This window comes from Arthrobacter sp. SDR-2R (genome assembly GCF_057747955.1).
Genome location: NZ_CM173231.1, coordinates 2,861,420 through 2,886,967 on the forward strand (window position 1 = coordinate 2,861,420; position 25,548 = coordinate 2,886,967).

Consider the following 25,548-nt stretch of genomic DNA (forward strand, 5'->3'; position numbering starts at 1 on the left):
CAGGAGCCCCGCCATGATTTCAACCTTCACTGCAGCCGCCCAACGTTGCCGGACGTCCCTGCCCATGACCGCACGCACCGGAACCCACTGCCCCGTCAGCGGCACGTGGAACCCGGTCGGCGACCGGCAGAACAGCCAGCTGTTCTTCGAGGGCAGCGTTATGCCGCCGTTCGACGGCGCCCCCGTGGTGTGGGTCCTCGACCCGGACGCGGAAAGGCACTAGTGTGGCCGTCCAGCCTGTGCGGGCGGGCCGGCGGCGCCGCTTCGAACCCATCGACCAGGAAAAGCTCCGCGACGAACTTGCTATGAACAGGCAGCACATCGCACAGGCGGACAGCAGCATCCGCACCGCCCTCAGCCGCCTGAATGAAAGTGTCGCCCAAGCCCTCGCGGACCGCGTCCCGGTGCCCGCCCTCGCTGAAGCTGCCGGTGCCAAGAAGGTCGACGTTCGACGACGGCTCGGCCTGGGGTATAAGGACCTCGCGCCTGCCGGCTGGTCCGCTGCCGCGCATATCACGGCGATACGGGGAAATGCCCAGGCCCTGTCCGGGTGCATCGAGCGCAAGTCGGAGCTGGAGGCGCGCCGCCGGTCACTGACGGTGATGGCCCTGAAGACAAGCCAATTGGATCTGTTTGAGGTTGCATCCCTGGCGGCCATTCCTGCAGAGATCATCCGGCGCGAGATGCGCGGAATCACCTTGCGAAGCGTACGGCTGGCCGAGCGAAACTAGTCCGCTCCCCGGGCAGGCAGAAACTGGCGACAGATCAGCCGGCGGGTTTTGTCCGGCCTGTTTTGTCCTGGTCCCAACCCTTGAGGGCGCCGCACAGGGCCGCGACCAGCCGCTCGCTGGCCTGTTGCCTGGACAGCCCGACAGTATTGATCAGGTCGAGGATTTCGCGGGGGTCAAAAAGAATGTTCCAGAGGAACATGGCCTCGTCGCCCAGCGGGCTCAATCCCAGTTCGGTGCAGGCTTCCTCCAGCGGCCGCTGCAGTGCCTCTGCCTGGACGGTGAGGTAAAACGCACCGGTGCGGAGCCGGGCGAGATAGCCCTCGCCGGAACGGGTGTAGAGCATGGCGCCGCCGTGCTTGACCACCAGGTCCACCCATTTGCGGCTGACGGCTTCGAGTAGTTCGAGTCCGCCCGTGGTCTGCTTAAGGCTGTAGTCCCGCAGCTTCTGGCCCACGTTGAAGCGGTACTCCGCCAGGACTTCCTCAACTGAGGCGAAATGCCGGTAGGCAGTGGCCGTGGAAATCTCGGCGTGTTTGGCGATGTCGGTCATGTTGATCGGCCCGCGGCGCGCGGCAAAAAGGGCCCCGGCCGCATTGATGAGTTCCCTGCGGTTTCGTTGGGTGTCGCTTCGCACTCCCCAGCCCCTTTCTGTTGCGTTCCAAGCTTATTGCCTGTGACCGGCGTCCGGGCCGCACCAGCCTTTCAGGGCTCCGACCAGCGTGGCGACCAGGCGCCGCGCCGTGTCCTCCGGGGAAAGACCGAGTGTTTCGATCAGGTCGAAGATCTCGCGCGGATCGAACAGGACGTTCCACAGGAACATTGCCTCGTCGCCGGGATTATCCACGCCCAGGTCCCTACAGGTGTCCCCGAGCGCCGGGCTGAGGGCGTCCGCCTGGACCGTCAGGTGGGTGGCACCGGTGCGGAGGCGGGCGAGGTAGCCTTCGCCGGACCTGGTGTGAACCATCGCCTTGCCATGGGCCACTACCAGTTCCACCCACTTGGTGCTCACCAGTCGGAGCAGTTCCAACCCTGTGGCGTGCTGCTCCCGGCTGTATTCGAGCAGCTCGCTGCCCACATCGAACCGGAACCTGGCAAGGACGTCGTCCACGGAAGCGAAATGCCGGTAAGCCGTGGCGGTGGAAACTTCGGCAGCGCGGGCAATATCGGCCATGGTGGCTTGCCGTCCCTCGGCGAACAGCCGACCGGCGGACCGGATGATGTGCTTCCGGTTGCGCAGCGTATCGCTGCGCAACCCGGGAGCGGCGCTGGTGGCAGCCACGGGTGGCTACTTCAGGGCTGCGAAGCCGGCGGCGAGCCGTTCCACGCCCTTGGTGATGGCGTCGGCGCTGGCCGCATAGGAGAGCCGAAGATGGTGCTCGCCGTTGCGGCCGAACTCGCTGCCGGGTCGGACGGCCACGCCATGGCTGCGCAGGTGCGCCACCATGTCCGCTGCCGGCAGGTCGGCGTCGTACCTGGGGAAAAGGTAGAACGCACCCTCGGGCGAGCTGACCGTCAGGCCCGGGATTTCCTTCAGCCCGTTGTACATCAACTCACGGCGGCCAGCGTAGGAGGCGTGCATCCGCTCAATGTCCGGCCCGCAGGTCTGCAGCGCGGTGAGCGCGGCCAGCTGCACGGCAGTGTTCATGGAGCCGTTGAAGGTGTTGTGCACCCGGGCGGCGGACGCGATGACGTCGGCGGGGCCCCAGAGGTAGCCCACGCGCCAGCCGGTCATGGCGTAGCTCTTGGAGAACGTCTGGCAGTAGATGGTCCGGCCCGCCAGACCCTCGACCTCCAGGGCGGAGGTGAATGGCTCAGCTGTGTACACCAGATCGCTGTAGGCCTCGTCGGAGAGCACCAGGATGTCGGTGCCGGCAACGAGCTCGGCCAGGGCGTCCAGCTCGGCGCGGGAATGGACGATGCCGGTGGGGTTGGACGGGTTGCAGAAGACGAACATTTTCGCGCCGACCAGGGCGGCGGCCAGCTTATCCAGGTCCCAGTGCAGGCCCTCGGCCAGGGGTACGGGCACGATCGTGCCACCGGCCATGCTCACCAGGTCCGCGTACAGCGAGTAGGTGGGATCCGGGATGACCACCTTGTCCCCCGGGTTCACGGTGCCGAGGATGACGGCCGCCAGTCCTGCCGTGCCGCCCTGGGTCACCAGGATGTCGCTGGTGCTGACACCGGCGCCCAGCAGGCCGCCGATCTTCACCGCGAGGGCATCCCGCAGGGCCGGTTCACCCAGCAGCGGGGAGTAGTGGGTGTGGCCGTCCTGAAGCGCCTGGGCGGCAGCGTCGCGTACCTGCTGCGGGGTGTCGAAGTCCGGCTCACCCATGGCCAGCGACACCAGGTCACCGCTGGACTGGGGTTGCTGGACGCGCAAGGATGTCCGGAGGATGCGCTGGACGGCTTCCGACGGCGGGAAGCTGAGGACGCTGGGAGCTGCAGGTGTGGTCACGAAGGTGTCCTTTCAGACAGGAAAGATTTGGGGGAGGCTTTAGATCAATGGGGGGGCTGCTGTGGTGGCCGCGGCTATGCGGTGGTTTTGGGAAGGTCTTCTTCGGGCGCGCCCGTCCAGCGGCTGATCTCGATATCCCCTGAGGTGTCCCGCTGCACGGTAGGGGCGATGACCAGCTCCTGGACTACGGTGCGCTGCGGCAACGTGGCGACCAGGTGGATGGCGCGGGCCACGTCCTCGGGCTGGACCATGGCTTCACGTTCCTCCTGGTGCGGCGGCCGGGCGCGGTTGTCCAGGATGGGCGTGGCCGTCTCACCGGGGAGGATGGTGACAGCGCGCAATCCGTCGTTCCGGAAGGTGGTGTGCAGGTAGGTCATGAAGTTCCGGACCGCCGCCTTCGCTGCCCCGTACGCGGCGCCGCCCAGCAGGTTCGGGGTCACTGCGGCCAGGGACGAGACGGTGATGATGGTTCCGGTGTTGCGGCTCAGCATGTCCGGCAGTACTGCCTGGGTGAGCAGGAATACGGCGTTCAGGTTCACGTCCAGGACCTGGTTCCATTCCTCCTCGGGGATCCAACGGACGTTGAGGACCTTGCTGGCACTGCCGGCGTTGTTGATGAGGATGTCCACGGGGCCAAGGGTTTCGCGCGTCCAGGCCACCAGGGCCTCCACTTCATCCTTGGTGGCGATGTCCGCGGTGCGCACATAGGCGCTGGCGCCGGTTGCCAGGATTTCTTCAGCCAGATCCTCCAGCACATCCTGCCGGCGTCCGACAAGCACGACCGCAGCGCCTTCGGCTGCGAGGACCCGGGCGGTTTCCCTGCCCATACCGGTACCCGCGCCGGTGATGATGGCGACCTTGCCGTTCAGAAGCTCCATGGTGCATCTCTTTCGTCCGGCGCGCTCCAGTGAGGCAGCGCGGCAGGTGGGAGCCGGAAACCCGGCCAAAACAAGAACATGATTAGATTTGAGAATAGTTTCTCATTTGAAACTGGGTGCGTCAACAGTTCAGGCGGCCTGCGTGCCGGGCGCCGCTGTTTCCGCGGCCTGCGCGTCGCGGGCAAGGGGAAGCCCGACGGCGGAGAACAGGCTGCGCACACGTTCGTCCAGCTGCCAGAGCAGCCGTTGCTGTTCACGCCACCGCTCGACGGCGGTCTCCTGGCTTACCCACCGGAAGGTCATCTTCCGTCCCGGGCTGGCCTGGCCCAGGAGCGGCAGGGACGCCTTGGTCGCCACGGCCACGATGGGATAGCCGGCGGTCAGGGTGCGCGAGCGGCCCAAGATAATCAATTCGTCGCCGTGCGGGATCTCGAAGGCGCCGATCGGGACACCATGCGAGATGATCTCCCCCAGCCCTTCGGGGTGGATCACCGGCCCATCCAGGCGGAGGCCTACATGGTTGGATTTCCCACCCACGGTGTACAGGCTGCCCTGCAGCAGTTCCCTGATGCCCGGCGTCCTGTCCGTTTCCGGGCCCTCCACCACATCCACGGTCCAGACCCTGGGACTCAAATCCGGGACGGAAACCGGCAGGCGGAACAGCGGCTGGCCCAGGTAAGGCTGGCTAAACCCCCGGTACTGGCTGGAGAGTCGCACTTTTTGGCCTGCCGCCAACTGCTGCGGGAAGCCCATTCTGGATTCCGGAGCAACGCTGCCCATAAAACGCGGCGCATCCAGGTCCCCGCTGAAGGCCAGGTAATTGCGCATCCCGTCCCTCGCGTTGGAAATGACGGCACGGGTGCCGGCAGGAACACAGACCGGCTGCCACATAGGCGCCGGTACTCCCCCGACGGTCAGATCGGCAGGTGTCCCGGTGACGGATATGAAGGCGTCGTGGGAGGGGGTGAAGGCGAACCTGCCACCCATGGTTTCCATCAGTGCAGCCCCCCACCGGTTCCCTACGAGGATGTTGGCCGTGGCCGCCGAGTGTTGGTCGGCTGCGCCACCGCAGGGGACGCCCAGATACTCGGAATTCTCGCGGCCCAGGTCCTGAAAGGTGGACAGCCAGCCGGCCTCGTGGATGGTGAGGGTGACGTCCTGGTCAGGCTTCGCTGCCACGCAGGCCTCCTTCCTGGTTGTTTGCGGGCCGGAGGAACCGGCCTGCAAGTTCAGCCCAACGGCTCTCCGGGATTCCTTCGAAGCGGACGCGGTCCCCCGGCCGGTACGATGTGGCCGGATCCTCATGGATGTCACAGATGGTCAGTGGCGTGCGGCCAATGACCTTCCAGCCACTGGGTCCTGGAAAAGGCTGGATGATGGCGCTCGTTCCGGCCACCATCACCGACCCCGGGGCAACATCGGTCCGGGGCTCGGCACACCGGCTGACCTGGCCGGGGAACTGCACGCCGGCCATCATTGGCGCCATGGCCGCTGCCAGGAGATTGATGGTCAGCGTAGAGGCGGTGAATGCCTCCAGCGTCGCTTCCGGGCTGAGCCCCAGCTCATCGGCCACGCCCGGCAGGTCGGGCGAGAACTGCCCGCTAACCACCATAGGAATAACGAAGTCGTTCGCCCCGAGCGCCGGGCCGTTGTCCAGGAGCCCCATACCCGCCACCGCCAGCCGGACTGTCTGGGCGAGCTGGCCGTGGCTGACTGCGAGGCAGTCAAACTCCACGAGGAGGGATTCTGCCCCCGCCACCAGGTTCAACACCCCGAACGGGCGCACCTCCAGGAGGATATCCCGCAGCCGCCTGGCGCCTGCCCGCCGGACCTCGGCGTCGTCGTCGGCGATCCTGAGCATCAGTGCCGAATCCCCAAAGGGTTCGGCCTCAACGCCAGGAGGATGGCGGAGGGTGGCTGCTGGCGGGGGTTCCGTGGTCATGTTTCCTGCTCGGTGGTGCTGACGGGGGGGCCGGGACTGTGGATCAGGCTGCCGAGGCGGCCTTTGCTTTCTCGGCGAGGACTTCCTGGAGGCCTGTTGCGTTGATTCCGGCTTCGTCCAGGGCCGCCCGGAGGGCCGTACCGTTTTCCAGGACCTGCGGGTGGTCGCCGTGCAGGAGCACCACATCGGCGTCGTGGCCCAGCGGAACGACCTTGCCGGTGACGGCACGGACGGTTCCTTCCGTGACTACCTGGACCACGCGGCGGCCGATCTCTTCAGGATCGTGGAGCAGGGCGCCCTCGGTGTTGCGGGAGACGGGCATGCCGTCCTCGCCGTAGCCGCGGTCGGCCAGGAACACGTAGCCCACTTCAAGGCCACGCTTTCGGGATTCATCCGCAAGGAGGCCGTTCTGGCAGATCACGATGTACGAGGGGTCGTAGGCTTTGATGGCGTCGGTGATGGCGCGGGCGTGCTTGGCGTCCGTCTGGGCGATGCTGCCCATCCGGCCGTGCGGGGCCACATGGCTGATCTTCCCGCCGTGGATCCGGGCGAATGCATCCAAGGCACCGATCTGGTAGAGGACGTCGGTACGGATTTCCTCTTCGCTGGCTTCGATGAGGCGGCGGCCGAAGCCCACAAGGTCCGGGTAGCCCGGGTGGGCACCCAGTTCGATGCCGCGCTCCACGCACGCCTTGACCGTGGCGTCCATCACGCGCGGGTCCCCGGCGTGGAAGCCGCAGGCGATGTTGGAGGCGGTAACCAGGCCGAGGAGGGCCTCGTCGTCGCCGATGGTGTAGTTTCCGTAGCTTTCGCCGAGGTCCGCGACGACGGCGACTGAATTGATGCCCAAGGTGACTCCTGATGGTTCGTGGTGCGCTGCTTATGGTCCGTTGACGGCGGCCTGACGGCAATGGCGGCAGGCCGCCGTCGTTCGTGTCTTTGTTAGTGGGTGGCCAGCGGCTGACCCTTGGTTTCCTTGAGGAAGAAGACCGAAGCCAGGGTGATGATGGCGGTGCCGATGGAGGCGTAGGCCGGGACCATGCTGTTGCCGGTGGCCTTGATGATCTCGGTCATTACCAGTGGGGCGCTGCCACCGAAGATGATGGTGCTGATGCTGAAGCCGATGCTGTAGGCGCTGTAGCGGACGGTGGTGGGGAACATTTCCGTCAGGACGGTATGCACCACGGCCGCGTGACCGGAGAATGCGATGGCCAGAACGACGGTTGCCACGCAGGCGAGCAGCATGTTTCCCGTGACGATCATCAGGAACATCGGATAGGAGACCAGTGCCATCAGGACGGCCGAGCCGGCGAGGACGGGCTTGCGGCCGATCCGGTCGGAAAGGCGCGCCATCAACGGAATGCTGACGATGATGGCGACCAGGCTGAAGGCGGTCACGATCAAGGCCTGCACCATGGAAAAGTTGTTCCCGGTGCCGAGCTGGGTCTTGAGGTAGGTGGGCATGTAGGCGAACAGCAGGTAGTAGCCCGGACCGTTCAGAGCGGGCAGGAAGATGGTGAGCGCGATGGCTTTCAAGTGGCGCTTGGAGGAGAAGACGGTACGCAGCGGGTTGCGTTCGACTTCGTTGCGCTCCCGGAGTGCGGCGAAATGCGGGGTGTCCTCCATCTTGGAGCGGATGTAGTAGCCCACGTAGCCGAGCGGAAGCGCGAAGAGGAACGGGATGCGCCAGGCCCAGGACTCCATGGTGGCGTCACCCAACGTGGTGATCAGCACGGCGGAAAGTGCGCTGCCGAAAAGCAAGGCGCAGAAGGAGCCCACGGCGATGAAGCTCATCGCGAAGTTACGGTGGCGGTTATGGGCGTATTCGCCCACGAACGCCATGGCGCCGGCCACCTCGCCGCCGGCCGAGAAGCCCTGCAGGATCCGGAAGAGGATCAGCAGGGCCGGGGCCGCCCACCCGATCACGGACGAGGACGGGATGAGGCCGATGCAGGCCGTGGCGCCCGAGATCAGGAGCAGCAGGACGGCCAGGAGGTTCTTGCGGCCCAGCTTGTCGCCCAGGAAACCGCAAATCACGCTCCCGAACGGGCGGGCCAGGAAGCTGACCAGGAAGCCAACGTTCGTGAGCAGAAGGGATCCGAGATCTTTGGAACCCATGATGTTGATGGCCAGGTAGGTGGTCAACAACCCGTAGATCCCGTAGTCATACCACTCCACGAAGGAGCCCATGGTGCCGGCGAAAGTCGCCTTGCGCACCACCTTGCCGTCGGCGGTGACGACCTTGATTTGTGCGGTGTTCAGTTCCACTGAGTCCGTCGATGCAGTAGTCATTGGATTTCTTTCAGTCTAGGGCTGGTTCAGGGCGCCGGGATAGCGCATTAGCTGTATTCGCGGGTGACTTCGGCCGTCATTTCCGCCTCGTGGGCGGCGACGGCAATGACGCGCTCGAGGATCTCGGCGGCGCGGGCCTGCGGGATGATCACGACGCCGTCATCGTCTGCGGCGACGATGTCACCGGCGGCGCACACAATGCCGCCGATGGCCACGGGTTCGCCGATCACGCCCGGGCCATTCTTGAACGGGCCGGCGGGGGTTACACCCCGGGCGAACACCGGGAACTTGATTTCAGTGATGGTGTGGCGGTCACGGATGTAGCCGTCAATTACCGCACCGGTGGCCCCTGCGGCCTCAAACCGCTGCGAGAGCTGTTCGCCCACCAAGGCGCGGTGCTCGTGGCCGAAACCGTTGATGACCACCACATCTCCGGGCTGGATGTAGTTCAGGGCCTCGATCACGGCGGCGTTGTCGCCCGCCGCGCCCAGGACCGGCAGCGCCGAACCCACGCAGTGGGCTCCGGACCAGACGGCGCTGATGCCGCCGTCGACAATGCCCAGGCGTTCCATGGCGTCGCCGATGTTGGCCACCGGGAAGGCTTCGAAGGCCTTGACCAGCTCCCTTGGCGGACGGGTCCAGGTGGCCTTACGGACGGTGAGTTCGAGGGTTGTTGCCATGGTTGTTGTCACCTTTGTTGGTACGGACGACGCCGACTCCCGATCCAGGAGGATCAAATGAGGCGGCAATCACATATGAGAAAAGTTTCGCGTTTGTTTGCAGATTCGTCAAGGGGTCCACTGTTGCTGCGGGAAATAAGTCCAAGGCTTTGTTGCCGGCATGTAAATTCCTGCAGGCCAAGGTAACGAGCGTGTGTCAGCTCACAATTTCCCGTTGACTTGACAGGAGGGATAAGAGAAACTCTTCTCATTCGCGAACTTTCTCGCAGATTCCCCTTGTACCGAGGAGACACCATGCACGGACGAACTACGACCCTGGCCGCAGCCGCGGCGGCTGCATCGCTGCTGCTGACCGGCTGTACTACGGGTACCACCAGTACCGGCGGAAACGGCGGCAGCGCCGGCCCGTCAACGGACACCATCCGGACCGCCCTCAATGCGGACCCCACCACGTTTAACGCCGCCAAGGCCAACGCGAAAGACGACTACGAGGTGGCGCGTTTCCTCTTCGACACCGTGGTCCGCCGGGACGCTGACGGAAAATTCATTGGCGGCCTGGCGACGGACTGGACCTCTACCGCTACGGATGCGTCGCTGACCATCCGGAAGGACGCGACCTGCGCGGACGGTACCGCCATCACGCCGAGCATCGTGGCCAAGTCGCTGACCTATTTCGCGGATCCGGCCACCAAGAACAACTTTGGCAAGCTGGTCTTTGGCCCCGGCCAGCCCACCATCACCGCCGATGACACCTCAGGCAAGGTCTCGATCAAGCTGGCCCAGCCCTGGTCCGAGCTGATCGGCGGCCTGACCTTGGCGCAGACCGGCATCATTTGTCCTGCGGGGCTCGCTGACCTGGACGGCCTGGCCAAAGGCTCCGTACAGGGGGCCTTCTCCGGCCCATACACCCTGACGAAAGCCAGCCACGGCGTCAGCTACGACATGACGCTCCGCCAGGACTACAAAGCCTGGCCCAAGTGGTCCAAGGCACCCGAGGGCACACCTGCCAAGACCGTGCGGTTCTTCCCCGGCGTGAACAAGACCACCGTCGCCAACCAGCTCCTTACCGGCGAAATGGACGTCTCCGACATCGCCCCCGCAGATACGGCCCGCTTCGAAAGCAACAAAGACTACACCGTCACCACCGTGCCGTTCGCCGGCATCTTCCTACTCTTCAACCAGCGGCCCGGGAGCCCCTTCACCGACCCTGCACTCCGCAAGGCCGTAGCCCAGCTGATGAACCAGCAGGCCTTCAACGCCGCGGCATACGCCAACAAGGGCATCACGTACAATTCCATCGTCGCCCCCACGGTCGCCTGCGCGCTTAAGGACAGCTCACACATCACCAAGGAAGACGCTGCGGCCGCCAAAGCCGTGCTCGCCGGCAAGACCTTCAAGATGGTGGGTACCACCAGCATCGGCCCGAACGGCGCCGGCAGCACCTATGTCCAGGAGGCGCTCCGCGCCGCGGGTGCAACGGTTGACCTGAATCTCGTGGACAACGGCACCTGGGCCACCATGACACAGACCAAACCGGAAACATGGGACATGACCGTGCAGGGCGATGCCAACTTCGTCGGCACGGTGGCAGCCTCGCTGACCCGCATCGCCGGTGTCCCCACCGATAAGGGCGGGCGCAACATCGGTGGCGGCGAGAACGCCGACATCCTTGCCGACATCTCGACCGCCCAGGCAGCCACCGATGACACCCAACGGTGCTCAGCCTACGAACAGGCCCAGATCAGCGCCTTGGAGGATAACGACATCTATCCGTTCGTCGGCGAACCGCAGATCGTTGCCCAGCGCCCCGGATTCTCCATCCAGGCACCCTCAGGCATTGTCGACTACGGCACCCTGCGGATCACCAAGTAGGAAAAGGTTCTTCCACGATGACCGAACCCACAATGCTCTCCAAGGAAACACTCATCCTTGAAGAGAGCCAAACCCCGGGGGCCACCAAAGGCCCCCGGGGCGGCTCCCGGGGGCTCTCCCCCTGGGCCGCCTATGCCCTTCGCCGCGCAGGCGGTGTCCTTCTCTCCGTGGCGCTGCTCGTCGTCGTAACCTTCTTCATGGTGCCGCTTCTCCCCGGCGACCCGGCCGTTGCCGTTGCCGGGGCCGACGCGACCACCGAACAAATCGAGGCAATCAGGGAAAGCCTGGGACTGAACCAGCCCCTGCACCTGCAGTTCATCCAGTACGTCGGGCACCTGCTGACCGGAAACCTCGGCGAGTCCTTCGCCTACAGCACCTCAGTGTCCTCGATCATCACCACCAAGCTTCCCTTCACGGCGGAGATCGCCATCCTGGGCATCCTGGTCACTTTGCTGCTCTCCGTTCCCGCTGGAATGGCGGTCGGCATCCTCACGCGCGGCGGACGGCGGAAGTGGCTCGATGTGTCCTTCGGTATGCTCACCGGTTTCTTCCAGGCTGTGCCGCAGTACGTCGTTGCCACCATGTTGGTGGTGGTTTTTGCCATCACCCTCAAGGTACTCCCGGCAGCGGGTGCCGCGACCCTCACTTCCCTGATCCTGCCGGTGGTCGGCCTCTCCATCGCCCCCATCTGCTCCATCGCCCGCGTGGTGCGCCGCGAAACAGCAACAGTCCTGGAGCAGGACTACCTCAGGACAGCCCGCGGCTGGCGGCTGCCATCCCTGCGGCTCTACGCACGCCATGCCCTGCCCAACCTGATGACCACCACCCTCACCCTCGCCGGCCTGATCCTTGCCGGCATGCTGGGCGGGGCGGTCATCATCGAAAACGTCTTCAACTGGCCCGGACTGGGCAAGGAAATCGTCACGGCAATCATCAACAAGGACTACCCCGTCATCCAGGGCATCATCCTGGTCCTGGGGTTCCTGGCCATCATCCTCAACCTGCTGGTGGACGTCATCCTCGGCATCATCGATCCACGTACCCTCGGAGGGGGAAAGTCCCATGGCTGAACAGCGCCGCGCTAAACGCCGCATGCGGTGGACAACAGGCCTCATCCTCGGCATCGGACTCATGAGCGTCATGGTCCTGGTAGCCGTACTGGCGCCACTGTTCCTCACCGAGGCCGCCGAAAAGCTGACCCCCGACGCATCCCAAGGGCCCGGTCCGGTGCACCTGCTCGGGACCGACGACTTCGGCCGGGATGTCCTGGCACGCTCCCTCGTGGCCACCCGGCTCACGCTGCTCATGACTGCAGCCACGACGGTGATCGCCGTCGTGGGAGGCGTGCTGATCGGCACGTTCATCTGGCTGGCGCCGTCAAAGATCCGCAATGCAGTTCTCAGGGTCATTGATGCCGCCGTGGCCTACCCCAGCCTCATCTTCGCGCTGCTCATCGCGGCCATCCTGGGCCAAGGTGCCGGCTCTGCCGTCCTGGCGATTGCCATTGCCAGCATTCCTGCGTTCGCACGGCTCACAGCGAACATGGCCGCCTCGATCTCGCAGCGGAACTACGTCTCCACGGCACGGCTGCTGGGCGTGCCCGGTCCCCGGCTTATCACCCGCCATCTGCTGCCCAACATGGCCGAGCCGCTGCTGGTACTCACAGCAACTGTCTTTGCCACCACCCTCATTGAGCTGTCCAGCCTTTCGTTCATCGGCCTCGGTGTCCAAAACCCGGATTACGATTTCGGCCGGCTGCTCAACGAAGCACTCGTGAATATCTACTCCCAACCGCTGCAGGCGGTAATGCCCTCCATCATGATCACCCTGGCAGGATTGAGTGCCATGCTGATCGGCGACGGCCTGGCCGCTGCCACCGATCCACGCGGCGGACGGAAGTTCGGCAGCGTCAGAGCGGCCTCCGAGGTGCCGGCCTCGCTCCGGGCAGATCGTGAAGCCTTGGTGGAGGTGGACAACCTCACCGTCAGCACCCCGCACGGGGTGCCACTGGTCAAAGGCGTATCCCTCAGCATCCATGCAGGTGAAGTGGTGGGACTTGTGGGCGAATCCGGCTCCGGCAAGTCACTCACCGCCATGTCCATCGCCGGGCTCCTCCCGGAAGAACTGGTCGTCACCGCTCATTCCATGCGGCTGGGCGAACTGAACCTGCTCGAGAAGAACGACCCCCGGACACTGGCTACCTCCATCGGGTTGGTGTACCAGGATCCGGGCACCAGCTTCAATCCCGCCCTGCAGATCGGCTCCCAGCTGACCGAGGTCAGCAGGGTCCACCTTCGCCAGCCCCGGAAGACGGCCTATGCCAAGATGGTCCAAGCACTCGCGGATATCCGCATCACCGAGCCGGAGAAGCGGATGAACCAACATCCGCACGAGCTCTCCGGCGGCATGCTCCAGCGGGCTATGATCGCCTCCACCCTGGTGACAGATCCCCGGCTGATCATTGCCGATGAACCCACCACGGCACTGGACGTCACCGTACAGGCGGACGTGCTTCGCCAGTTCCGCACCATCAACAGGGAAATGGGAACGGCAATGCTGTTCATCTCCCATGACATTGGCGTGGTGCAGGCCCTCTGCGACAAAGTCATCGTGATGAACGGCGGGAAGATCCTCGAACGCCTCACCGGAGCACAACTCGCTGCCGGCAACGTCAGGCATCCCTACACCAAGGCGCTGCTCGCCGCGACGCCAAGCATCGCCGAACGCAAAGCTGAACTCGTCTCCGTCCGCGCCGAGGACTTCACCTACGACGAAATTCCCGAGGATGTACCGGACCGCATTGCCACGGAAGGAAAAGACCAACCATGACGACTCCTCCAACACCCGCAGTGCCGGTCCTGGAAGTCCGGGACCTTGAAGTCACCTTCGGGTCCGGACACTCAGCCGTCAAGGTACTCAAGGGTGTCTCCACCGCCGTCACCCGAGGCAAAACCCTGGGCATCGTGGGCGAATCCGGCTCGGGAAAGTCCACCCTGGCCAAAGCCATCGTCGGCCTGAACCCGGTCAGCGCCGGAAGCATCGCCATCAACGGCCAGGACGTGGCCCGGATGACCGGCGCCCAGCGCCGGGCCATGCGCCGGGAAGTCCAGATGATTCCCCAAGACCCCTACTCCTCGCTGAACCCCCGCCGCACCATCGGCCAAACGCTCGCCGAGGCCATCGACCCCGTGCGCTCAAACCCCAAGCTCCACCGCGTCAAGATCTCGCACTGGCTCTCCACCATCCGCCTCGACCCGGAGGTGGCCGGACGGTACCCGCACGAGTTCTCCGGCGGTCAGCGCCAGCGCATCGCCATCGCCCGCGCCCTGGCCGTTGAACCCAAACTGATCATCGCCGACGAAATCACCTCCGCCCTTGACCTCTCCGTCCAGGCGGAGATTCTGAACCTCATCAGCCGGCTCCGCACCGAACTGGACCTCACCATGGCCTTCATTTCCCACGACCTGGACGTTGTACACCACGTCAGCGACGAGATCATGGTGCTCTTCCACGGCGAAGTGGTCGAAATCGGAGACGTCGACAGCGTCTACGGAAACCCCCGGCACCCCTACACCCGCAAGCTCATCGACTCCGTCCCCGGCGGCCCCGGCTTCGACATCGGAGAACGCAAAAAGGCCGCCTAGAATTCGTCAGCCCTGCCGAACCGGGGCGCCGCCAAACCCACACCACACAGGTCACAGGAAAGCCGGCCCGGGCACCACGCCCAGGCCGGCTTTCCTATGGGACGTGTTCAGGTGACTGGCCCGCCTACTCCCCTGCCGCCGTCGTGGCCGGCTTCGCCGTCCCCGCGCGGACCGCGGTGGCGACGGAGTCTGCCAGCTGATCCGGGGAGCGTCGCACGTCCAGCAGTACATGCGCTTCATCAGCACCCAGCGGTTCCAGTGCTTCCAGCTGCGACGCCAACAGCGAAGCAGGCATGAACTCATGGCTCCGGGCAGCCATCCGGGCCCCGAGGGTGTCCGCGGAGCCTTCGAGGTGCAGAAACAACACCTCGGGGGCGTGCTCCCGCAGAAGATCGCGGTAACGGCGCTTCAGGGCCGAACAGGCAATAATGACCCCATTTCCTTCCCGCTGACCGGACTCCAGCGTCCGCCCGATGACCCGCAGCCATGGCCGCCGGTCATCATCATCCAACGGAATTCCCGACCGCATCTTCTCCCTGTTCGCCACCGGATGAAGGTCATCGCCGTCGATGAACCGGACGCCCAGCCGCCGGCCCAGCAACGCTCCAACGGTCGACTTTCCCGACCCGGAGACACCCATGACAACCATGGGCGGAATGTCTTTATTACTCATGTGAATTTGCCTCCACAGAACTCTTGCCTGACCTCGGATGAAGTGAGATGATTGTCACACATGAGAAAAGTTTCTCAGATAAGGATTGGTGAAGTCAACGCATCCCCGGAGACAACACCGGCCATCTGAGCCCAGAACAACCAGCGAGGCGCACCGATGCAAACAGTCCGTACCGTCACCTTCCCCGACCGGGACCTGCTCGCCAAACTCCAGCCCCTGCCTGCAGGGATCAACGCCTCAGTGTGGGACCTGAAGTCCGATCCGGAAAACGTGGACCTGGCGGACATCGACGGCGTGATCCTCCCGTACATCGACGCGTCCGCCGTCCTTGGCTCACTGTCCAAAGCCCCGAACCTGAAGTTCGTGCAGACCCAGTCCACGGGCTTCGACGGCGTCCGGGAAGCAGCCGGACCCGCGGCCGCGGTAGCCAGCGCCTCCGGCGTTCATGCCGCTGCAACGGCCGAGCTGGCCATCGGCCTCATCATTGCCAAGCTCCGCGGGATCGACGACGCGGTACGGAACCAGCAGACCGGCAGCTGGCTGCCGCAGCGCCGCTCCTCGCTCGCGGACCGGCGGATACTGCTGGTGGGTGTCGGCGGCATTGGACACGAGATCGCCAAGCGGCTGGCACCGTTCGAGGTCGAGATCACCCGGGTCGGCAGTTCCGCGCGCGAGGACGGCGAGGGGAGGGTTCATGCTTCTTCGGACCTCGCAGACCTTGCCCGTACCCACGACGTACTGGTTGCCGTGACGCCGCTAAATGACCATACCCACAAACTGGTGGACGCCACCGTTCTAGCCGCCCTGCCGGACGGTGCCCTCGTGGTCAATGTAGGACGTGGACCAGTCGTGGACACCGAGGCCCTGACGGCAGAAGTAGTCTCCGGCCGCCTGCACTGCGCCCTGGACGTGGTCGATCCGGAACCCCTGCCGGCTGACCACCCGCTATGGTCCGCCCCCAACGCGCTCATTACACCGCACATCGGCGGCAACGCCTCCGCTTTCGAACCGCGCATCCTGAAGCTCCTCGCCGCACAGTTGAAGGCCCTGGCCCAGGGTGAGCGGCCCGCGAACCTGGTCCAGGCCGGCTCCCTCTAACCTGAGTCCCCGCCCGATCCGCCGTTGAATCCCCCCTTCGAGAAAACGACCACCGCCATGAAAAGCAGAACCCTCATCCACCAGAAGTTCGAAGACCGTCTCCGCGACAGTTCACCACAGAGGACAACCGCCCACGATAATCGGCCCTTCGCCCGGGGAAACGAGGGCCAGTCACCGGAGCAACTAACACCCGGTGCATCCCATGCTGCCGCTGAGTACCAGACGGCGGGGGCATACTCACCCAGTGCCTGACCAGCACCGGGGACGGGAGAAGTCCTTGCCCCGGCAGGGTGACCGGCACTTTGAAGTATCCCTTCCGGACGCGACCTCTCCAGATTAATATTGCCGGTATCCGCACCTGGCCTGCAGCCGCATGGGAGCCATCAACAGCGGCAGCTGCGATCCCGGAAGTTCACTGCCGGCGCCAGTAATGATCCACTCCGCCGAGTGGCATCGGTCGGAATCATAGGGATACGCAGCGGTGACTAGGCAGGAAGTAGGTCACGATGGCGGGATGGAATGCGGACACGGCTGCGGGCCCCGTGGGCGCAGGGTCAGTGACGCTCGTTGAAGGCTCGTCGTTCTGCATTTCGCTGCCCAACGGGGACATCCACCCGGAGCATCCGCACGGGCTTTTCGTCCAGGACGCCCGGATACTCTCGGGCTGGTCTCTGACGGTCAATGGTCAGCAGCTGGAGCCCCTGACGGCTGAGACGAAGGAACCATACCGGGCGTTGTTTGTCGGCCGGGTCCCACGCGCTGACGGGTACGCCGACAGCCCCCTGATCGTGGAGCGGCTGCGCGAAGTCGGGGCAGGCATCCAGGAGCACATCACCGTGCGAAACTTCTCTGTGCAACCGGTTGAGTGCCTCATCGCGGTGAACGTGGAGTCGGACTTCGCGGACCTTTTCGAGGTTAAAGAGGCACAAATCCGACGGCGCTGGGACCAGACCCGCCACGCCGACGAGGATACGCTCATCATCCGGGCGTCCTGGCAGGACGTCCGGAAGGGCATGGTTGTTCAGGCCCCCGGCGCTGACATTGCCGGGGAAGCCGTGGAGTACCGGGTGTCAGTGCCGGCCCACGGTAGGTGGGAAACGGTCATAACCGTACTGTCGGGCGCTGACGGAGAAGCCCCGACGGCGTTCGCCCACCCTGATGGGGAAGGACTGTCTCCCCGTGACAGGCGCCGCCGGGAGTGGGTTGCGAAGATCCCGGTACTGCAGATGGGGAACCGGTCCGTAGAAAGGACCCTGCGGCGCAGCTATGACGACCTCGGGGCCTTGAGAATCGAGGACCCCCACCATCCGGAGCGGGTGGTGGTCGCCGCAGGCGCTCCCTGGTTTATGACCCTGTTCGGGCGGGACTCGCTGTGGGCATCAGTCATGGCAATGCCGGTCGATCCGTCCCTGGCCCTGGGCACACTGCAAACCTTGGCCGAGCGGCAAGGCACCGTGGTTGACCCTCTGACCGAAGAAGAGCCGGGAAAGATCCTCCACGAGGTCCGGCTCGACGTCTCAAGCGGCTTGTCCTTGGGCGGGAAGTCAAACTACTACGGCAGCGTCGATGCCACTCCCCTGTTCCTGATGGTGCTCGGCGCCGTCAACCGCTGGGGATTTGCTGCCGATACCTTGGCCGCCCTGTTGCCACATGCGGATCGTGCCTTGGATTGGATCATCAATTACGGCGACAAGGACGGCGATGGCTTCGTCGAGTATCAGCGGCTCAACGAGCAAGGACTCATCAACCAGGGCTGGAAAGACTCCTGGGACGGGATCAACTTCGCCGATGGGACCTTGGCCGAGCCGCCCATCGCCCTCTGCGAGGTGCAGGCCTACGTCTACGTTGCCTACCTGTCGCGGGCATGGATAGCCTACGATGCCGGAGACACGGATCTTGGGAACGAACTGACCGAGCGTGCTGCGAAACTGAAGAAAGCGTTCAACGAGCAATTCTGGATTCCGGAACGCGGCTATTACGCCATCGCGCTCGACGGAAAGAAACGGCAGGTGGACGCCTGCGCATCAAATATGGGGCACTGTCTACTGCAGGGCTTGATTGACGAGGACAAGGCGCCCCAGGTGGCCGAGCGGCTGATGTCTCCGGAGATGTTCAGCGGCTGGGGTGTGCGAACCCTGGCGAGCGACATGGGAGCCTACAACCCTGCCAGTTACCACAATGGATCCGTGTGGCCCCACGACAACGCCATCATTGCCGCCGGATTACTCCGCTACGGCTTCGTCGAAGCAGCGCAACGGATCGCCACCGCGATGATGGAAGCAGCTGAGTTCTCCGCCGGTCGGCTCCCCGAACTCTTCTGCGGTTTTAGCCGGGACCACCTTGCCGCTCCCGTGCCCTATCCAACTGCCTGCTCACCCCAAGCGTGGGCAGCCACCGCGCCCATCCAAATAGTGACGAGCCTCATGCGGTACGATCCCGTTGTTTCCGCAGGGCGGGTATGGCTCGATCCCGTCCTCCCGGACTCGTTCGGGGATCTGCACATCACCAACGCCCCGCTCGGCACTGGTCGCATCACCATCGACATCGCCCATTCCACCCCCACCGTCAACGGACTGCCTAACGGTATGGAGTTCCTCAGGGGGCAACGTCCCTGGATGATCGAACTGGTTGAGCAAGCCACCCGCCGTCGCACAGCCGGGGCCAGTCTCCAAGGCAGGCCAACTTCAGGCTAGCTTCCGTGGAGACGTGGCCAGCATAGACAGGGGTTGCACTGCAGCTCTGCTCAACGGTTGGGGCAAGGAAGGTGCCGACCGTGAAACGAACATCTCCGTAGAAGACGTCCGTCCTCGAACCCCGTCGGCACCCCCTCAGTTCCTGCCGCATCCCCGGTGGCGGCCGACCAACCACTACCGACCCGCCGCAAATGACAGGGAGGAGGCGCCTATCTCACCCGGTGTGCCCTGGGAGCGCTTAGGCTGCCAACTGCCTCGGCGAGAGGCTGCGCCGCCCCTGCCCTGTGTGACGGGGCTGCGCAGACCCCGTGCGCTTGTCCGCGGGTGCTATGCGGGTAATGGCTCCCGGCTGCTTATATTGGCTGGTCTTGCGAGGCCGAAGTGCTCGCGGAGGGTTCGTCCCGAGTATTCCCGCCGGAAGAGTCCGCGGTCTTGGAGGATGGGTACGACGTGGTCCACAAAGGTGTCCAATCCGGAGGGCAGTACGGGTGGCATGATGTTGAACCCGTCTGCGGCGCCGGCGTCGAACCATTCCTGGATGGCGTCGGCCACTTGGTCGGGGGTTCCGGCGAAGGTCCGGTGTCCGCGGCCGCCGCCGAGCCGTCCGATGAGTTGCCGGACGGTGAGGTTTTCGCGCCGGGCGAGGTTCACGATCAGGGTGTACCTGCTCTTCGCGCCTTCAATCTGGTCCTCCGAGGGTAGTTCGGCCGGCAACTGGGCATCCAGCTTCAGGGACTCTGCCGGAACACGCAATACCCCCGCGAGCTGGTTGCGGGCGTACTCGGGCAGGATCAGGTCATCGAGTTCATGCTCGAGCCGACGCGCTTCCTGTTCCGTTGACGCGATGACGGGGACTATACCTGGCAGGATTTTGATCCCTTCCGGATCCCGGCCGACGGCTGCTGTGCGCTGCTTCAGATCTGAATAGAAGGCCTGCGCGTCCCCCAGGGTCTGGTGGGCGGTGAAGACCGCCTCTGCATACTGTGCGGCAAAGTCCTTGCCGCTCTCCGAAGAGCCGGCCTGCACGATCACGGGATGTCCCTGGGCGGACCTTGGAACATCCAGCGCCCCCTCGACCTGGAAGTGCGGCCCGATGTGGTTGGCCTTGTGCACGCGGGTATTGTCCGCCCAGACGCCTGCAGCCTTATCGGCCACGATGGCGTCATCCTCCCAGCTGTTCCACAGCTTCAGGGCGACGTCCAGGAATTCCGCGGCGCGTTCGTAACGCTCGGCGTGCACAGGCTGACCTGCCAGGGAAAAGTTCTTCGCCGCCGCGTCCCCGGCCGTGGTCACGACGTTCCATCCCGCCCTGCCGCCGCTGATCTGATCCACCGAGGCAAAGCGGCGGGCGAGGTTGTACGGTTCGTTGTACGTTGTTGACGCGGTGGCTATGAGCCCGATGCGCTGCGTGACGGCCGCTATCGCTGCGAGCAGCACGGTGGGTTCCAGGCTCCCGTAGGGCCGCTGGGTGACATCTCCGTGAAGGACCGGGGAGTCAGCGAAGAAGATGGAGTCCAGTTTTCCGCGTTCGGCTGTCTGCGCCAGCCTCTGGAAATGTGCCACATCGGTCCCGGCTTGGCTGTCGCTTTCCGGTAGCCGCCATGATGCCTCATGGTGGCCGGTGCTCATCAGGAAGGCATTGAGGTGAAGCTGCCTCTGCCCGGCGGTCATCGCTGAGCCCCGGCGAGCTCGGCCGAGTCAAGGACAACGGTTTCGGAGTAGGTGGATGAATCGCCCTTGATGGACGTGCTGTGGCGGCCGTCAACTCCGACCGGGATGTCACCGGCGACGGTGACGCGGTTCAGTTTGCGGGGCTGGCCGTCGTAGTTGTCGGGGGCGTAGTGCTGGGTGATCCGGTTGTCGAAGAGGACCAGTTGGTTCGGTTCCCAGTTCACCCGGACTACGTTTTCCGGGCGGGTGATGTAGGCCTGGAGGAGCCGGAGAATGTCCTTGGATTCGGTGTTGGAGAGCCCCACGATTCGGAGCCGCTGGGCGAACCCGCCGATGAACAGGCCGCGCTCCCCCGTCAGCGGGTGGACCCGCACCACCGGGTGGGCGGTTTCGAAGTGGATGCGGGTGAATTCCTTGCGGCGTTCCTCGGCGTTGGCGTGTTCCAGGTTCTTGGGGACGGAGTAGTCGTAGTCGTTGGTGTGGATGGCCCAGAGCGTGTCCGCGAAATTGCGCAGCTCTTCCGGAAGGTCCCGGTAGGCGCCGGCTGAGGACGCGATGAGGGTTTCCCCGCCGTAGGTTGGCAACGTGATGCTGCGCAGCGTGGAGGCCTGGGGCGGGTTGACCACGAACGTGACGTCGGTGTGCCAGTTGTTGGCGCTGCCGTTTTCGCTGTCCACCGGGAGGACCGCCGGTTTCCCGTCCACGGACGCGACCGTGGGGTGGGCGTTAGTGAGCGGGCCGAAGCGGCTGGCGAAACGGACCTGGGCGTCGTCGTCGAGCACGTTTGCTTCCCGGAAGACGAGGGCCTTGTGTTCGTTCAACGCTTCACGGATCTGGGCGATGGTGCCCTCGCTGAGATCCGCGCTGAGATCCAGCCCGCGGATTTCGGCCCCGATGCGGGAGCCCAGTTTGGTGAACTTGAGCTTGGTTTCAGTGATGACGGACATGATGGGTTCCTTTGCAGTTCAGTACGTTTGCGGATCAGTGCGTTCGTGGTGCGGTGCGTGGGTGGTTCAGGGTGTGGAGAGTGCAGGAATTGTCAGCCGTTCCCGGAGCCGACGGCAGTGCGCCAGCGGGAAAAGTGGCGTTCGACGCCGACCAACAGGTAGTTCACGGCCAGACCCAGCAGCGACACGGTCAGGATGCCGGCGTACATGTCCGGGATGAGGAAGCTGCTTTGAGAGTTGACGATGAGATAGCCCAGGCCGGCCTTCGCCCCGACCATCTCAGCGGCGATGAGGACAAGGATGGATGAGGTCCCTGCCATGCGGATGCCGGTGAAAATGGTCGGTACCGCTGACGGAAGGATGACTTTCTGGAAGAGCGTGAAGTTCGACAGTCCGAGGGACCGGGCCGCCCGGATCAGCAAGGGGTCCACGGTCCGCACCCCGGCAATGGTGTTCAGAAGCACCGGGAAGAACGCGGCGTAGGCGACAATGCTGATCTTGGAGGTTTCGCCGATCCCGAGCAGCAGCGTGAACACCGGGAGCAGGGCCAGCGCTGCGGTGTTGCGGAAGACTTCCAGCAGGGGGTTCAGGAACCGGTCAAGGGCTCCGTACCAGGCCACCAGCAGACCCAGCACGACGGCCGAGACCACGGCGATGCCGAACCCGCTAACGGAGCGGGTAAGGCTCGCAACGAGATGGTTCTGCAGCTGGCCTTTGGCGATTAATGTGCCTAGGGCGGCGAGGACCTCGTGCAGTGGCGGCAGGAACACCCGGGTGGAGTCGGGGGCGAGATAGAGGGGCCCGAGTTCCCATAAAAGCAGGAACAGCAGGACCGCGCCGGCCCTCCAGAGGGCACGGCCGCCGTTCACTGCACCGCGTTTGACCAGGGAAAGACCCGTTGCAGGGACGGCAAGTCTGCGCGGTGCCGCGTCACCGGCCTGGGGAGTTGTTGAGGCCTGGGTGGTGGAGTGTGCGTCTGAGGTCAGAGTTGTTGCGCTCATCAGGCTGCCTTTCCACTGATAGGTTGCGGGGCTTCATCGGGTGCGGTGCCATCGGGGAGAATCTTGGCGTGGCCGGCCTGCTGGGCCTTGAGGACTTCGTCGTGAAGGAGCGCCCAGACCTTGTGCCGGTGCTCGACGAAGACCGCGTCGGATCGAACGTCTCGGTCACCGGTCCGGTCACCGAGGTTGATCGGAACGATTTCCTTGAGCCGGCCCGGGCGTGAGCTGAGTACGGCGACGCGCTGCCCCAAGTACACCGCCTCATCGATGCCGTGGGTGATGAAGATGATGGTCTTGCCGGTGGTTCGCCAGATCCTCAGCAGCTCTTCCTGCAACTGTTCGCGGGTCTGGGCGTCCAGGGCAGCGAAAGGCTCGTCCATCAGCAGGACATCCGGCTCATAGGCGAGGCTTCTGGCAATTGCCACGCGCTGCTTCATTCCACCGGAGAGTTCGTGCGGGTAGCGGTCTTCAAAGCCCGCCAGGCCCACAAGGTCCAGGTAGGTGCGGGCTTTCTTTGCACGCTCCCTGCGGCTGAGCCGTTTGCCGTCCGGTCCCGGGCCTTCCAGCCCGAACGAGACGTTGGCTGCAGCCGTGCGCCAGGGAAACAGTGCGTATTGCTGGAAGACGACAGCCCGGTCCTTGCCCGGCCCCGTGACCTCTTTGCCATCCAGCAGGACCTTTCCAGTATCCGGCCGGGTAAGCCCGGCCAGGAGGTCCAGGAGAGTGGTCTTCCCGGACCCGCTGGGACCCACCAAGGTGAGGAACTCACCGGCGACGACGTCGAGGGTGATCCCGTCCAGGGCCGTCAGTGTGGAACCGAGCGGGGCGTCCTTGGTGGGCCTGACGGTGAAGGTCTTTCCGACGTTCTGCAGGCTGATCTTGGGTGCGGCGGTCTGCGTCATGATGAGGCCTTCAGCAATCCGTTGTATTCGTTGGTGTAGTACTTAGACGGTGTGATGTCGCCCGTGACGATGCCGGTGTCCTTCAGCCAGTCTGACCAGCGGCTGAAGTCCTGATCGGTGATAGCTCCCTTGGCCGGCACTCCAACGCTCTTCCAGTACTTCAACGTCGCGGTGCTTTCATTACGCTGGCGCTTTTCGATGATGCTGGTAAAGCGGGCGATGACCTCCTCTCGGGGTGTGGTGCGTTCCCATTCGATGGCCTTGGCCATGCCGGTGGTGAAGATCTTCGCGGTCTCGGGGTTCTGCTGGATGAAGTCTTTCCGCAGGACGTACTGGCCGCCGGCGAACGTTCCGAACAGTTCGAAGTCGCTGAAGAGGGAACGGAGGCCGCCCTTGGCGACGGCGTTGTCCTGGAGCACGCCTCCCAGGACTCCGACGTCGACCTGGCCGCGGCGGATTGCTTCCTCGGTGTCGTTTGGTGGAACGACCACGAGCTGGACCTGTTTGATCTCTTCCTGGCTGAGGCCGTTCTTCTTCAGGTAGCTGTTCAAGACTGCATCGGAGTGCGCGCCCAGGGTGTTGACGGCCACCTTTTTGCCGATCAGATCGCGCGGGGACCGGATCGGGCTGTCGTCCTTGACGTAGAAGCCATTGAACGTCTTCTCGTCCTCCCCGTAGTAGTTAATAACCGCCGTGACCGGGGCACCTGCCTCAATGAGCTTGACCACCGCACCCGAGAACGCACCGCCAAAGTCGGTGGCACCCGTGGCAGCCGATTGAATGCTGGCCGGCCCGCTGATGGTGTTTCCCACCCAGTTCAGCTTCACGTTCCCCAGGTAGCCGAGGTCCTCGGCGAGCTCGGGAAGGCTGACGCTGTTGGCCGAGCCCTCATAACGCAATTCCGTGACCTCGGGCGCTCCGGAACCGCCCTGCGCGGTCGCCGGACCCCCACAGCCGGACACCACCAAGGAGACGGACATGGCCGCGGCCAGGCCAAGGACGGAGAAGGTTCTTCGGGATATGTGCGGGTTTCTCATGGAGGGCTTTCTGAGCTTCGGGGATGGGTTGTGCGGGTCTAGGGCTTAGCCCGGCTGGCTTGTGTCCACCATGAGAGCAGAGAAGAAACCACCGCAGAAGAGCGACGTTCATCCGGGGAAACCGGGAGTAACCGGCAGATCACACGGCGTCGCGCGGAGCAAACCCGACGCACAAGGACGTGCTGCGGAAAGTGGCGAAATACCGGGCAACGCAGGGCAACTCCACGACACCTACCCGCCGGTACACCGTCACGCGACGTCACCATGTGTCCTCAAACAACCCGCGCACCGTCCGACAACACGGCTTCTCCAGGCGAATTGTGAAGAGGGCGTTGGGGAGAGGCCCATCCGTGACCATCCAAGCCGGGTCCGCGAGCGATGGGAGGGCAAAGGATTTCTTAAAGCGATGGGAGGGCAAAGGATTTCTTAAAGCGTCGAGGCATTGTTACCGCACCGTGCCCGGAATCATCACCATCGGCCGGCCTGGTGCACGTCTGAAGGACGCATCTCGAGTTGGGTCCCCGCCGGAGTGTCTGGGGAACGATTCCGACCGCTGATAACTCGCGCAGGTTCGAGGCGGCGGTCAGCAAACTCGGCAGCCGAGTTCCACAGATCGGCTGTCACCGTGGTGGACAGTACGGCTGTGTACTGGACCAGAGCAGGTCTGTATGTCCTCGCCGCGTACAGAGGTGAGGCGTCACGCGTGCCTCAGGAGGAAGTGGATGGTTAGTCGCCGCCGGCACAGGTGTAGGCATGACCTTCGTGGCAACGGCAATTTTCCACCCGCGGCAGGACGTGACCTACAGGCGGGAGAGCGGCATGGATCTGACGGTCCAGACTTGGATGAGGATGCGCAGCATACGAAAGTCGAATTAGCACCCGAAGCTGCATTGCATGTTTCCCGACTCAACGTGTCTCGAAACCTCCGCGCCTCGAAACCCTAGCGTTTCGACACAATCGGGCAGCAGGCGAGCGTTGGCCTGGCTGCCTCTTACGGCCGCCTAGGGGCATACGGAGGCGAGACGCAGCGGG

The 25,548-nt window shown here is 64.4% G+C and carries 23 protein-coding genes; 8 read left to right on the forward strand and 15 right to left on the reverse strand.

Going from position 1 to position 25,548, the window contains the following annotated elements:
• Window positions 1-13: 13 nt before the first annotated feature.
• Window positions 14-223: a hypothetical protein gene (locus tag AC3ANU_RS13285; RefSeq protein WP_488314672.1), complete on the forward strand. Its 210-nt coding sequence runs from the start codon at window positions 14-16 to the stop codon at window positions 221-223.
• Between the two features lies 1 nt (window position 224).
• Complete coding sequence (locus AC3ANU_RS13290; RefSeq protein ID WP_488314673.1) at window positions 225-731, forward strand: hypothetical protein; 507 nt, start codon at window positions 225-227, stop codon at window positions 729-731.
• A 34-nt stretch (window positions 732-765) separates the two neighbouring features.
• Here the strand turns inward: AC3ANU_RS13290 and AC3ANU_RS13295 are convergent, their stop codons facing one another.
• From AC3ANU_RS13295 to AC3ANU_RS13335, 9 genes are all read right to left on the reverse strand, one after another.
• The gene (locus AC3ANU_RS13295) at window positions 766-1,365 is read right to left on the reverse strand and encodes a TetR/AcrR family transcriptional regulator (protein ID WP_488314674.1); all 600 of its coding nucleotides are present in this window, start codon (window positions 1,363-1,365) and stop codon (window positions 766-768) included.
• A gap of 30 nt (window positions 1,366-1,395) precedes the next feature.
• A complete protein-coding gene (locus tag AC3ANU_RS13300) occupies window positions 1,396-2,010 on the reverse strand; it encodes a TetR/AcrR family transcriptional regulator (RefSeq protein ID WP_488314675.1) in 615 nt (204 codons plus the stop codon).
• A 6-nt stretch (window positions 2,011-2,016) separates the two neighbouring features.
• Window positions 2,017-3,186, reverse strand: coding sequence for a pyridoxal phosphate-dependent aminotransferase (locus AC3ANU_RS13305; RefSeq protein WP_488314676.1), 1,170 nt, complete (start codon window positions 3,184-3,186; stop codon window positions 2,017-2,019).
• 74 nt (window positions 3,187-3,260) lie between these two features.
• Entirely contained in the window at window positions 3,261-4,064 is an 804-nt protein-coding gene (locus AC3ANU_RS13310) for an SDR family oxidoreductase (RefSeq protein WP_488314677.1), read from the reverse strand.
• A 129-nt stretch (window positions 4,065-4,193) separates the two neighbouring features.
• Window positions 4,194-5,243 carry a 5-oxoprolinase subunit C family protein gene (locus AC3ANU_RS13315; RefSeq protein ID WP_488314678.1) on the reverse strand — a complete coding sequence of 350 codons (1,050 nt, stop codon included), beginning with the start codon at window positions 5,241-5,243 and terminating at the stop codon, window positions 4,194-4,196.
• Window positions 5,227-6,006: a carboxyltransferase domain-containing protein gene (locus tag AC3ANU_RS13320; protein WP_488314679.1), complete on the reverse strand. Its 780-nt coding sequence runs from the start codon at window positions 6,004-6,006 to the stop codon at window positions 5,227-5,229. The genes AC3ANU_RS13315 and AC3ANU_RS13320 overlap by 17 nt, the downstream gene beginning before the upstream one ends.
• Window positions 6,007-6,049: 43 nt before the next feature.
• The gene (locus AC3ANU_RS13325) at window positions 6,050-6,856 is read right to left on the reverse strand and encodes a LamB/YcsF family protein (RefSeq protein ID WP_488314680.1); all 807 of its coding nucleotides are present in this window, start codon (window positions 6,854-6,856) and stop codon (window positions 6,050-6,052) included.
• 92 nt (window positions 6,857-6,948) lie between these two features.
• Window positions 6,949-8,298 (reverse strand): MFS transporter, encoded by a 1,350-nt coding sequence (locus tag AC3ANU_RS13330; RefSeq protein ID WP_488314681.1) that lies wholly within the window; start codon window positions 8,296-8,298, stop codon window positions 6,949-6,951.
• 47 nt (window positions 8,299-8,345) lie between these two features.
• Window positions 8,346-8,978 carry an RraA family protein gene (locus AC3ANU_RS13335; protein ID WP_488314682.1) on the reverse strand — a complete coding sequence of 211 codons (633 nt, stop codon included), beginning with the start codon at window positions 8,976-8,978 and terminating at the stop codon, window positions 8,346-8,348.
• 294 nt (window positions 8,979-9,272) lie between these two features.
• Here AC3ANU_RS13335 and AC3ANU_RS13340 point away from each other — a divergent pair, with 294 nt between their 5' ends.
• From AC3ANU_RS13340 to AC3ANU_RS13355, 4 genes are read left to right on the forward strand one after another with little or no spacing between them, the layout of a single operon-like run.
• Window positions 9,273-10,850 (forward strand): ABC transporter substrate-binding protein, encoded by a 1,578-nt coding sequence (locus AC3ANU_RS13340; RefSeq protein ID WP_488314683.1) that lies wholly within the window; start codon window positions 9,273-9,275, stop codon window positions 10,848-10,850.
• Window positions 10,851-10,867: 17 nt separating this feature from the next.
• Entirely contained in the window at window positions 10,868-11,920 is a 1,053-nt protein-coding gene (locus AC3ANU_RS13345) for an ABC transporter permease (protein ID WP_488314684.1), read from the forward strand.
• Window positions 11,913-13,679 (forward strand): dipeptide/oligopeptide/nickel ABC transporter permease/ATP-binding protein, encoded by a 1,767-nt coding sequence (locus AC3ANU_RS13350; RefSeq protein WP_488314685.1) that lies wholly within the window; start codon window positions 11,913-11,915, stop codon window positions 13,677-13,679. The genes AC3ANU_RS13345 and AC3ANU_RS13350 overlap by 8 nt, the downstream gene beginning before the upstream one ends.
• Entirely contained in the window at window positions 13,676-14,494 is an 819-nt protein-coding gene (locus tag AC3ANU_RS13355) for an ATP-binding cassette domain-containing protein (protein ID WP_488314686.1), read from the forward strand. The genes AC3ANU_RS13350 and AC3ANU_RS13355 overlap by 4 nt, the downstream gene beginning before the upstream one ends.
• Before the next feature lie 124 nt (window positions 14,495-14,618).
• Here AC3ANU_RS13355 and AC3ANU_RS13360 read toward each other — a convergent pair whose 3' ends face one another.
• The gene (locus AC3ANU_RS13360) at window positions 14,619-15,167 is read right to left on the reverse strand and encodes a gluconokinase (RefSeq protein ID WP_488314687.1); all 549 of its coding nucleotides are present in this window, start codon (window positions 15,165-15,167) and stop codon (window positions 14,619-14,621) included.
• 156 nt (window positions 15,168-15,323) lie between these two features.
• Here AC3ANU_RS13360 and AC3ANU_RS13365 point away from each other — a divergent pair, with 156 nt between their 5' ends.
• Together AC3ANU_RS13365 and AC3ANU_RS13370 are read left to right on the forward strand one after the other, a co-directional pair.
• Window positions 15,324-16,265 (forward strand): 2-hydroxyacid dehydrogenase, encoded by a 942-nt coding sequence (locus AC3ANU_RS13365; protein ID WP_488314688.1) that lies wholly within the window; start codon window positions 15,324-15,326, stop codon window positions 16,263-16,265.
• 506 nt (window positions 16,266-16,771) lie between these two features.
• Window positions 16,772-18,958, forward strand: coding sequence for an amylo-alpha-1,6-glucosidase (locus AC3ANU_RS13370; protein ID WP_488314689.1), 2,187 nt, complete (start codon window positions 16,772-16,774; stop codon window positions 18,956-18,958).
• Between the two features lie 327 nt (window positions 18,959-19,285).
• On the opposite strand, the gene AC3ANU_RS13375 is transcribed toward AC3ANU_RS13370, so the two are convergent.
• The 5 genes from AC3ANU_RS13375 to AC3ANU_RS13395 all read right to left on the reverse strand — a co-directional run bounded on the left by AC3ANU_RS13375 (window position 19,286) and on the right by AC3ANU_RS13395 (window position 24,516).
• Complete coding sequence (locus AC3ANU_RS13375; protein ID WP_488314690.1) at window positions 19,286-20,629, reverse strand: LLM class flavin-dependent oxidoreductase; 1,344 nt, start codon at window positions 20,627-20,629, stop codon at window positions 19,286-19,288.
• A complete protein-coding gene (locus AC3ANU_RS13380; RefSeq protein ID WP_488314691.1) occupies window positions 20,626-21,576 on the reverse strand; it encodes a TauD/TfdA dioxygenase family protein in 951 nt (316 codons plus the stop codon). The genes AC3ANU_RS13375 and AC3ANU_RS13380 overlap by 4 nt, the downstream gene beginning before the upstream one ends.
• Window positions 21,577-21,668: 92 nt before the next feature.
• Window positions 21,669-22,577: an ABC transporter permease gene (locus tag AC3ANU_RS13385; protein ID WP_488314692.1), complete on the reverse strand. Its 909-nt coding sequence runs from the start codon at window positions 22,575-22,577 to the stop codon at window positions 21,669-21,671.
• Complete coding sequence (locus tag AC3ANU_RS13390) at window positions 22,577-23,479, reverse strand: ABC transporter ATP-binding protein (protein ID WP_488314693.1); 903 nt, start codon at window positions 23,477-23,479, stop codon at window positions 22,577-22,579. Before AC3ANU_RS13390 ends, AC3ANU_RS13385 begins: the two co-directional genes overlap by 1 nt.
• Complete coding sequence (locus AC3ANU_RS13395; protein WP_488314694.1) at window positions 23,476-24,516, reverse strand: ABC transporter substrate-binding protein; 1,041 nt, start codon at window positions 24,514-24,516, stop codon at window positions 23,476-23,478. Before AC3ANU_RS13395 ends, AC3ANU_RS13390 begins: the two co-directional genes overlap by 4 nt.
• Between the last annotated feature and the right edge of the window lie 1,032 nt (window positions 24,517-25,548).

What these genes read in the sequence shown, in the direction of transcription:
- AC3ANU_RS13285 (WP_488314672.1), top strand. Translation starts at nt 14, where the DNA reads ATGATTTCAACCTTCACTGCAGCCGCCCAACGTTGCCGGACGTCCCTG.
- AC3ANU_RS13310 (WP_488314677.1), bottom strand. Translation starts at nt 4,064, where the DNA reads ATGGAGCTTCTGAACGGCAAGGTCGCCATCATCACCGGCGCGGGTACC.
- AC3ANU_RS13320 (WP_488314679.1), bottom strand. Translation starts at nt 6,006, where the DNA reads ATGACCACGGAACCCCCGCCAGCAGCCACCCTCCGCCATCCTCCTGGC.
- AC3ANU_RS13330 (WP_488314681.1), bottom strand. Translation starts at nt 8,298, where the DNA reads ATGACTACTGCATCGACGGACTCAGTGGAACTGAACACCGCACAAATC.
- AC3ANU_RS13335 (WP_488314682.1), bottom strand. Translation starts at nt 8,978, where the DNA reads ATGGCAACAACCCTCGAACTCACCGTCCGTAAGGCCACCTGGACCCGT.
- AC3ANU_RS13340 (WP_488314683.1), top strand. Translation starts at nt 9,273, where the DNA reads ATGCACGGACGAACTACGACCCTGGCCGCAGCCGCGGCGGCTGCATCG.
- AC3ANU_RS13345 (WP_488314684.1), top strand. Translation starts at nt 10,868, where the DNA reads ATGACCGAACCCACAATGCTCTCCAAGGAAACACTCATCCTTGAAGAG.
- AC3ANU_RS13350 (WP_488314685.1), top strand. Translation starts at nt 11,913, where the DNA reads ATGGCTGAACAGCGCCGCGCTAAACGCCGCATGCGGTGGACAACAGGC.
- AC3ANU_RS13355 (WP_488314686.1), top strand. Translation starts at nt 13,676, where the DNA reads ATGACGACTCCTCCAACACCCGCAGTGCCGGTCCTGGAAGTCCGGGAC.
- AC3ANU_RS13360 (WP_488314687.1), bottom strand. Translation starts at nt 15,167, where the DNA reads ATGAGTAATAAAGACATTCCGCCCATGGTTGTCATGGGTGTCTCCGGG.
- AC3ANU_RS13365 (WP_488314688.1), top strand. Translation starts at nt 15,324, where the DNA reads ATGCAAACAGTCCGTACCGTCACCTTCCCCGACCGGGACCTGCTCGCC.
- AC3ANU_RS13370 (WP_488314689.1), top strand. Translation starts at nt 16,772, where the DNA reads ATGGCGGGATGGAATGCGGACACGGCTGCGGGCCCCGTGGGCGCAGGG.
- AC3ANU_RS13375 (WP_488314690.1), bottom strand. Translation starts at nt 20,629, where the DNA reads ATGACCGCCGGGCAGAGGCAGCTTCACCTCAATGCCTTCCTGATGAGC.
- AC3ANU_RS13380 (WP_488314691.1), bottom strand. Translation starts at nt 21,576, where the DNA reads ATGTCCGTCATCACTGAAACCAAGCTCAAGTTCACCAAACTGGGCTCC.
- AC3ANU_RS13385 (WP_488314692.1), bottom strand. Translation starts at nt 22,577, where the DNA reads ATGAGCGCAACAACTCTGACCTCAGACGCACACTCCACCACCCAGGCC.
- AC3ANU_RS13390 (WP_488314693.1), bottom strand. Translation starts at nt 23,479, where the DNA reads ATGACGCAGACCGCCGCACCCAAGATCAGCCTGCAGAACGTCGGAAAG.
- AC3ANU_RS13395 (WP_488314694.1), bottom strand. Translation starts at nt 24,516, where the DNA reads ATGAGAAACCCGCACATATCCCGAAGAACCTTCTCCGTCCTTGGCCTG.